We start from the raw sequence: 8,584 nt of genomic DNA, 5'->3' as shown, positions 1-8,584 counted from the left end.
TGCCTTGGAACCAAACATTTACCGGTACCGCCCAATCGACCGTCGCTTAAAGCAAAGAGGTCCGCTTCCCTGAATCTGGGAACGGGCCTCTATTGATTTTCAAGACGGTCTGTTATTGGGTGCTTACGAAAGCGGTTGCGGATTATGCGATAATCAAAGCAGTCAGGAGGATCGCTTATGAATACCACACAACGCCACTTAAAACCTATCGTGAAACTCGCCTTATGGGCCTTCACCATGCTCTTATTGATCGGTTTGTTTAAATGGCGTGCGCAACTGTTACCAACTGATGCGACCTCATCATTTCCAGCCTTCACCCAGCCGGCGTCACCCACTGCCCCAACTGCCGCTCAAGTCAAAGCCACTTTGAAACGCCAGTGGCGCCGCCAACTTGCCAAACCCCGAAGCGCCCGATCAGCATCGCGGTTTATTCCCAGCGTTATCACTTCACGTTGGCCATGAACACCCACAAAACCACCCCTCACTCCACTGCCAGCATCGTCAAAGTGGCCATGTTAGTCCAACTGCTACATCAACACGCTCAAACGCATTCGACTTTAACTGCCACTGAACGCGCCGCTGCCGTCGGTGCCATCGAACACTCCAATAATGTCGATGCCACCACGTTGTATCATGCCATTGGCCAAGGCCAAGGTTTGACCACCTTATTTGCTAACTTACAAATGAACGATTCTAAAGCTTATGCCGCCGGCTGGGTCAGTACCACGACCAGCGCTAACGACCAGTTGAAATTATTACATGAGATCTTTGGTAACGGCACTTACCTCACCGCCAGATCCAAAGCCTACATCAAATCACGCATGTCGCATGTCGCCAATGATCAAAACTGGGGCATCAGTGCCGGGAATTCAACATTTGCGTTGAAAAACGGTTGGCGGCTCAACGGCAACAACAACACTTGGATCGTCAATTCCATCGGGCAGCTCGGCACTGGCAAAAATCGTTGCACCTTGGCGATTTTAAGCGATCAAAACCCCAGCTTGAAACAAGGCATCGCCACAGTTGAAAAGCTCGCCAAACTCACTGGCAAAACGCTGAACTTGTCTGGTTCCAGAAAATAAACACTGACTTTTCTCATCTTGATTGTTTTTGTGAAAATCCCTCTGTATAATTAATAGAGTATTTTCGTCGAAAAAGAGGAGTATTCTATGGCAGCTGGATTCTACTACATCATTTTTAATCCGGCAGCAGGTGCAGGCACTGCTGTGGACATTTTCAAAAAGATCCAAGCGCGCTTAGATGCGCAACACATCGCCTATGAGATCAAAGTGTCGCGCTATTCTGGCCATACGATCCAACTCGCCAAGCAAATCGGTGGCTTCAATCACCATGCCAATGCCGTGATGTTAGTGATCGGCGGCGATGGCACCTTGAATCAAGCCATCACTGGTTTGCATCAAACGCCACACGCTGAAATGCCAGTGGCCTACATTCCTGCTGGTTCTGGCAATGATTTTGCCCGCGGTGTCGGGATCTCCCAAGATCCGCTGAAAGCGTTGGACCAAGTATTAGCCGCACAACACCCCACAGTGATCGATATCGGCCATTACACTGAAAAAACGCGTGGGGAATCCGGCTATTTCGTCAACAATGTTGGCATTGGGTTTGATGCCGCCGCCGTTGCTGCCACCAACCGTAGCCGCTTTAAAACTGTGTTGAATCGCCTGCACTTAGGCTCTTTGGCCTATATGGTCGGTGTCGTCGGCGTCTTTTTTTCACGCAAACCTTTTCCAGTGGCGATCTATGTCGATGGCAAACGCACCTATATCCAACAAGCCTTCTTAGTCACTACCACCAATCACCCTTACTTTGGCGGCGGCGTCCGTATCTTGCCTGGTGCTGACCCGCGCGACGGCAAGTTGGATCTGATCGTGGTCGAACACCTCAATACCCCGTATTTCTTATTCTTGTGCTTGCAGTTGTTGCTAGGCCGCCACACCAAATACAAGCGAGTGCATGTGTTTGAATCCCCGCGCATCGAGTTGGAGACCCCATCACTAGAATTTGGTCAAATGGACGGTGAAGAACTTGGTAGCCGCCCATATGAATTAAGCTTTCATGTTGAAAAACAAAATTTCTGGTTCTCAGTTTAACGCAAAAGCCACCGACATTTTCCACGTGTCGGTGGCTTTTATTCACATGACTGAATTGTATGGTTGGTCATAAGTTGAATGGTGACTAGTTTAAATCAAAAGTAACTGTACCAAAATATTTGTCGAATTTCGCTTCATAATGCCCTTTAGTCGCATGTGGTGGCAATAAGAACGTCCCACTGGAGACCTTCGTGCCAGCTGGAAAATCATGCCCTTGAGCGGCCAATTTTTCAACCAGCCACTTCAATGAATTCAACGGGTTCCCCAGCACTTCACTAGACGCCCCATGGGCTAATTCTTTGCCGTCTTGATAAAGCGTGGCATGAACATTGGCTAAGTCGTCAACACTGAAGCTATCTTGAGACGCTGGTGCATATACCACCCTGCCGGCAACGGCTGAGTCTGAAACCACTAAGTATTTGTCCAATGCCGGGAACCAATCTGCAAAGCGGCAATCCGGCAATTCCACAGCGCCAGACACGCTGGTTTTTTTCAGCAGGTCTTCAACTGAGTCTTCAGGCGTCAACGCTTCATTGGCGGTAAACACCAATTCCACTTCCAACAGCGGGTCCATTAGCTCGGACAACGCCACAGTTTCGCCGGACTTGACCCAAGAATCAGCCACTTCAACGCCGTAAAATGGCGAATCAGAGTCAAACATTTTTTGGGTCTCTGCTGACGTTAAGGACACTTTATAGCCTCCGACTGGCGTTTTTTTCAACGCGGTGAAGGCCCATTGCACTCGATATGCGGAATCGTAATCGGTGACTTTGCCGTCATAATCGGCCATCGTCAGCGGTTTTTTGGTGGTCAATGCTTGATACAAGTCGTTTGCGACAGTTTGTTCTTGGTTTGTGGTTTCACTCATGATGATAGCCTCCATTGGCAATGCCAATTGTTATTTTTTAACACGCGGACCTATTCAACTGGGTAGTGCGCGCGTCGCTGCAGTCGACAAAAAGCGCCCCATCAGACAGTTGTCTGACGGGGCGCTTGTGCGCGGTACCACCCGTGAGTTGGTTTTTGTCACCAAAAACCACTTAGCACGTACAGCGATCGATTCGGCCAAGAACGATCACGATACGCCGGCCAGATATTGGTGGCCACCCAGTACCGCTACTTATCACGATACAACTCAGAGGTGATCGGTTAAATAGCTTTTGCAGATCCCCTTGCACCAAACGGGACTCGCTGGCTGCGACGCTATTGACACATCCTCTTCAACGTTTTGTTCCTTGTGTTGTGATAAATATAAACTGTTCATGAGGATTCGTCAACCGTTTTGCCATTATTTTTTAACTTTAATTTCAGACAGTTGGCAAAATGTTGTACAAACACCACACCATATCTGGTTCAAACCGCGCCAACACCGGCGTCATCGCTGGCAATAAATTGGCGCTGGTGATGCAATAGCGATACCCTTGGGCCAGAAATTCTTGATAGGCTTGGGCTTTGCTACCAGCATATAACACGGGATAATCACCGGTGCCTAATTGATGCCGTAACAAATTCTCTGTGGCTGGGTGGATGATCGCGGCATCTTGTGAATACTGCGGGTTTTCGATCAGTGCCATGGCTTGCAGCGGCCGGTGAAACACGAGCTCCAAGGCCAATTGATTGGAATATTCATAACACAACTCGCGCCACCCAAAATCCGGCCGCGCGCTTTGATACGCCGCTGGCAATAAGAATTGATCGCCAGCATAATCAGCCAAAGCGGCAATGATCTCATCAAAATTTGGATGCAGTTGGATCTGTGGGTGATCCATCCCGGGAATATGCATCGCCGCATCATAACTGTCGGTGGTTTTGGGGCCTAACGTATGTATCATCACTTGTCCTCCAATAAAATTTTGCCAGTAGCTTTAAGCAAACAAAAACACGACCTTGCAGCTTGCAAGATCGTGCGGAAAAGTGGGATCGCTTCGCCTCAGATCAACCATCTCTGAGGAACACTTTCTCAGACATGGACGCAAGCCAATACGCGCCCATGCCAGCATGGACGCTATCTGAAAAAGAAAAATGTGAATTGAACGCGATCAGTTGTCATATTTAAGCCTTCATTAATTAGAATAATCTCATTAAACCACACTCATCAGTATCCGTCAATATCAGAAATAATCGGAGAAGTAAGGTTCCTCCATCGGAATGATGCTTTCCAAGTTCTTTAATGCCGCTTTTGAGGCATGTAACCGTTCGATTCGGGCCAAGTAAGACGGCCGACGATAACTCATCAACATCGTGGTCAACGTTTGGATATCCACATCCACTGCTTCGCCCACTGGCCGATGCGTCACTTGGATATCCCCTTTTTCATTCCACCACAAGCCAAAGGTTTTGTTGTTCCACTCTGCTAATGGATCTGACACGTTAAAGTGGATCGGCTTGCCAGGTTCGGTGAAGGGATACTCTTTCAAGAATTCTTCAACGTCGACGATCCGCGCCATGAAGTAAGGGTGAATGGTTTGCTTGATGTCGCCATCTGACAGCAAGAAGTGCAAAGGTTCGTTTTTATAAATATTGCCGCGCACATGCTCCACCATGGAAAAATGTGCCGACACAAAATTCCACAAGCCCACGCGCGCTTCCTGGGTGTTATAAACCATTTCTTTGATGTGAAACACTTCATTGGCGATCCAATATAACACATATCCTTGGGGTTGATCTTGCGCATCATAATACACCCCGGCAATGCGCTCTTCCTCGTTTTCCCAGCGCCAATACTCATCCCAATTCAGCTGATTGCGGATCATGGCACCATGGGTGTGTTTGGCATAGGTTTGGTACGTTGAGATCACATCAGGATCATCGATCTCTAAGCGCTCGACATGCCCTGGCGTCGGCTGCGCTTTTGGCAATTGGGTGTCTTTAACATCAAAGGTCAAATGATCAGACATGATCTCCCAACCTTTTTTGCGGTAAAACGGGATCGAATACGGGTATAAATAAGAAAGCCACTGTTGATGCGCACGCATGTGTTGCAAAGCCAAGCGGATCAAATCATGCATCAGGCCATGACCGGCATATTCAGGATACGTGCCAACACCAGTCAAGCCGCCCATTTTCACTAAGTTGCCGTGCAAGTTTACCGTGCATGGGTAAATGGCCAACTGCGAGATCAACTCATCGCCATGAAACCAACCGATCACGTCGGATTTTTCCAGCACTGGACGCTTGGCACGTTCCAGTTCGCCTTCTTCATAACCAGATTCTTCAACTTCTTTGGCAGTGACTTGAAACACATAAGCCAATAAATCGTTGAATTGGTCTAAATAGTCTAATGTCACCGGTTTAATGGTGAGATTTTTGCGTATATTATTCTCGTCCATCCTAAAATTTACTCCTTGTGGGGTAGCGCCTCATCAACTGAAACAAAGTCCAACGGCTTGACGCCAGCCATGCCGATCATGGGATCAATGGTTTGACTTTGGATCAACGCTTCAGTCAACACAAATTCTTGTGGTGCTTCATCGCTTTTCTTATTGTCCGATAGCACATCGCTTGTGTCAATCGGTGTCATGACGCTTTGCAAGCGCGCCACCAAACTGGTTTTGCGATTATCGGCAACAGCTTGCACCGCCAGTTCAAACGCCCGCGGATCGCCCATCAACACCAATGACCGGCTGGCGCGCGTCACGGCGGTGTACAACAAATTTCGCCGCAACATCCGCCGAGATGCCAAAGTCAGCGGTAAGATCACCAAATCAAACTCACTACCTTGGGCTTTATGGATCGACGTCGCATAAGCCAAGGTAAATTTAGCAAAATCACTGCGGGTATAGGTGATCTCAGTGGTATCAAAATCAATGATCAATTCATCGGTTTTGGAATCTGCTTCTTTAGCTGGGGTAATGCCGATCACACGCCCGATTTCGCCGTTGAACACTTGTTGTTCAGGATTATTCACCAACTGCAAAATTTTGTCGCCGATGCGGTACGTCCGATCGCCAAAGGTCACTTCTTTAGAGCGGTCTGATTTTTTGGGATTGAGAATATTTTGCAACAAGGAATTGAGCTGATCGATCCCACCAGCGCCGCGATACATTGGCGCTAACACTTGCATATCATTAAGAGCGAACTTTTGCGCCGCTTTGGCCACCACTTGGCCCACTACCGCTGCTAATTGGTTAGGCGGGCACAAGATAAAGCTGCGATCAGGTTTGGGCTGTTGCCAATCTGCTGGCAAGTGACCAGTATTGATGGCATGCGCCAAGTCAATGATCGACGATTGCGAATCTTGCCGGTGGATATGAGTCAACTCTTGGGCGGGCAAACAATGTGCCCGCAGAAGATCAGCGAATACTTGCCCTGGCCCGACACTAGGTAATTGGTCTTTATCGCCAACTAAGATCAAACGAATGCCAGGATGCAGCGACATCAACAAGGTTTTGAACAAATAAGTGTCCACCATTGACATTTCATCAACGATCAACAGCCCATCTGGCAGTTCTTTGGGTTCATATTCATCCGAATCAATCGTCAACCCTAACAAACGGTGGATCGTACTAGCCGGCAAGCCGGTGGTTTCCGTCATGCGTTTGGCAGCACGGCCAGTGGGGGCGGCTAACATGATCGGGAAAGGCTCATCTTTATAAGTATTGACGTCCAATGACAACTCGTTGATCTCAGCATAAGTGCGCACGATACCGTTGACCACAGTGGTTTTACCCGTCCCAGGGCCACCGGTTAACGCAAAAATACCCGCTTGCATCGCGGTGATGATGGCATGGCGTTGGGTGTCATCATAGGTAATGCCTTGCGCTTTTTGCACATCTTTGAGCGCTTTTTGAATCGCTTTGTCAGCTGGCTTTTCCACGTCTTGGTCCAGTTGTTTCAAGCGGTTGGCGATTTCAAATTCGGCATCATACAAGCGCTTGGGGTAGATGCGCTGGTCTTCTGCCATGATCTGATTGCTTTTGCGCAAAGCAACGACTGCATCAGCAACATCGTCTGGGGTGATCTCGACATTGCGGGCACTTTCAAGCATGCCGATAGTGGCATCTAACAACTCAGGCAATTGGACATAAGTGTCCCCTTCGCCTTCAGTTTGATTGGTCAACGTTTCCATCACCGCGCCTTGGATGCGGATCGGGGCATTTGGGGCGATATTCATGTGAGCAGCAATCGCATCAGCGCGTTTAAAGCCGATACCATCGACATCGGCGATCAAGCGGTACGGATTTTCTTGGATCACATCTAGCGCATCAGTGTCATACAACGCATAGATCTTTGCCGCCATATTAGCGGTGAAGCCAAAATCATTCAACCCGATGATCACTTGTTCCATGCCTAAGTTGGCTTGCAAGTTATCGACTAAGGTTTTTTGGCGCTCGGCTTTGAGTTTCAATGGCGCCAAAACGCTTGGATCTTTTAGGATCTTATCAATGGCATTGACGCCAAGTTCGTCAACGATGCGCTCGGCGGTTTTTTTTCCGATACCAGGAAATTTATCCGAACTCAAATAGCCGATCAGCCCAGCTTTGCCTGATGGCTTTTCGACTTGATAATTGTCAGCAGCAAACTGTTGGCCATATTTAGGATGGGTGACCAATTTCCCCACAAACGTATAGGTTTCATCTTCTTTGATGTCACCAAAAGATCCTGTTACCACGATTTCCGGCTCCAACCAAGTCAGATTGGTTTTGGTGATCGTGATCAACAAGATCTTAAAAAAGCTCGTGGGATTTTGGAAAAAAATGCTTTTCACGCGCCCAGTGACAGATCGTGGCTCGTCAGTCATCAGATGACTCCTTGTGCAATAAGTAACCGGCAATGTCACGCACTTGGTTGGCTTTTTGATCGTAGCCATCTGGATCCAAGCGCTTGGCTTCATCCAAATATTTACTGCCGTCTTGCCCTGCGCCAGTCAACGCCATGCCATAAGTGAAATAAGCTTGCGCATTTTTGGTGCGCAACTGTGGTTCAAGCATGTCGGCGGCTTGTTGAAATGCCCCCATGCCTAACAACAGCTCTGCCGTTAACAACGCAGCATCTAAGCGATGCGGGGCGGCTTCATGTGCCGTCAGCGCAAAAGCCAACGCTTTTTGCGGCTGTTCCAGATGTTGGTACGACAAAGCCACCATGTAAGTGGCATCTTGGCCTAAATTGTCTGATTTGTCGATCAGTTGTTGGAAATATTGGATCGCCAATTGCCAGTTTTCCTGCCGAAACTGCAACAGCCCGAAGTTATACACCAATTCACCATCATCAGGAAACAACCCGATCGCTTGCATCAATAATTGCGTCGCTTCGTCATAGGCGTTGATGGCGATCAACATCGTGGCCAAAGTCGCATAACGCTTTGAGTCCTTGGGGTTTTCGTCAATGGCAGCAACTGCTGCATGAATGGCACCATCATGATCGCCATGATTGAATTGGGCAATCATGTTTTGCTTTGGCGTGGTTTTGCCTTTGGCTTTTGGGTGGGTATTGTTTTGCTTGGAATTTGTTAACATCATGTCTCCTGAAGG

At 48.3% G+C, this 8,584-nt stretch carries 8 protein-coding genes; 3 read left to right on the top strand and 5 right to left on the bottom strand.

The features are described 5' to 3' along the window. Nucleotides 1-177: 177 nt before the first annotated feature. The 3 genes from ACKTSG_RS02985 to ACKTSG_RS02975 all read left to right on the top strand — a co-directional run bounded on the left by ACKTSG_RS02985 (nt 178) and on the right by ACKTSG_RS02975 (nt 2,114). The gene (locus tag ACKTSG_RS02985; RefSeq protein WP_407891808.1) at nt 178-462 is read left to right on the top strand and encodes a hypothetical protein; all 285 of its coding nucleotides are present in this window, start codon (nt 178-180) and stop codon (nt 460-462) included. Continuing rightward, nucleotides 459-1,082: a serine hydrolase gene (locus ACKTSG_RS02980; protein WP_407891806.1), complete on the top strand. Its 624-nt coding sequence runs from the start codon at nt 459-461 to the stop codon at nt 1,080-1,082. Before ACKTSG_RS02985 ends, ACKTSG_RS02980 begins: the two co-directional genes overlap by 4 nt. A gap of 87 nt (nt 1,083-1,169) precedes the next feature. After that, nucleotides 1,170-2,114, top strand: coding sequence for a diacylglycerol/lipid kinase family protein (locus tag ACKTSG_RS02975; protein ID WP_407891804.1), 945 nt, complete (start codon nt 1,170-1,172; stop codon nt 2,112-2,114). A gap of 85 nt (nt 2,115-2,199) precedes the next feature. Here the strand turns inward: ACKTSG_RS02975 and ACKTSG_RS02970 are convergent, their stop codons facing one another. The 5 genes from ACKTSG_RS02970 to ACKTSG_RS02950 form a co-directional block, all read right to left on the bottom strand. Next, nucleotides 2,200-2,982, bottom strand: coding sequence for a 2-keto-4-pentenoate hydratase (locus ACKTSG_RS02970; RefSeq protein ID WP_407891802.1), 783 nt, complete (start codon nt 2,980-2,982; stop codon nt 2,200-2,202). A gap of 439 nt (nt 2,983-3,421) precedes the next feature. After that, on the bottom strand, nt 3,422-3,946 hold the full coding sequence (locus ACKTSG_RS02965; protein ID WP_407891800.1) for a hypothetical protein: 525 nt from the start codon (nt 3,944-3,946) through the stop codon (nt 3,422-3,424). 279 nt (nt 3,947-4,225) lie between these two features. Next, complete coding sequence (locus tag ACKTSG_RS02960; protein ID WP_407891798.1) at nt 4,226-5,443, bottom strand: GNAT family N-acetyltransferase; 1,218 nt, start codon at nt 5,441-5,443, stop codon at nt 4,226-4,228. A gap of 8 nt (nt 5,444-5,451) precedes the next feature. Then, complete coding sequence (gene recD2 / locus ACKTSG_RS02955; RefSeq protein ID WP_407891796.1) at nt 5,452-7,854, bottom strand: SF1B family DNA helicase RecD2; 2,403 nt, start codon at nt 7,852-7,854, stop codon at nt 5,452-5,454. Then, entirely contained in the window at nt 7,847-8,500 is a 654-nt protein-coding gene (locus ACKTSG_RS02950) for a tetratricopeptide repeat protein (RefSeq protein WP_407891814.1), read from the bottom strand. The genes recD2 and ACKTSG_RS02950 overlap by 8 nt, the downstream gene beginning before the upstream one ends. Nucleotides 8,501-8,584: the final 84 nt, after the last annotated feature.

Source organism: Lacticaseibacillus salsurae (assembly GCF_045862175.1).
Classification (GTDB): domain Bacteria; phylum Bacillota; class Bacilli; order Lactobacillales; family Lactobacillaceae; genus Lacticaseibacillus; species Lacticaseibacillus salsurae.
The sequence above is the reverse complement of the archived record's forward strand: the minus strand, read 5'-3'. Positions and strand labels throughout refer to the sequence as shown.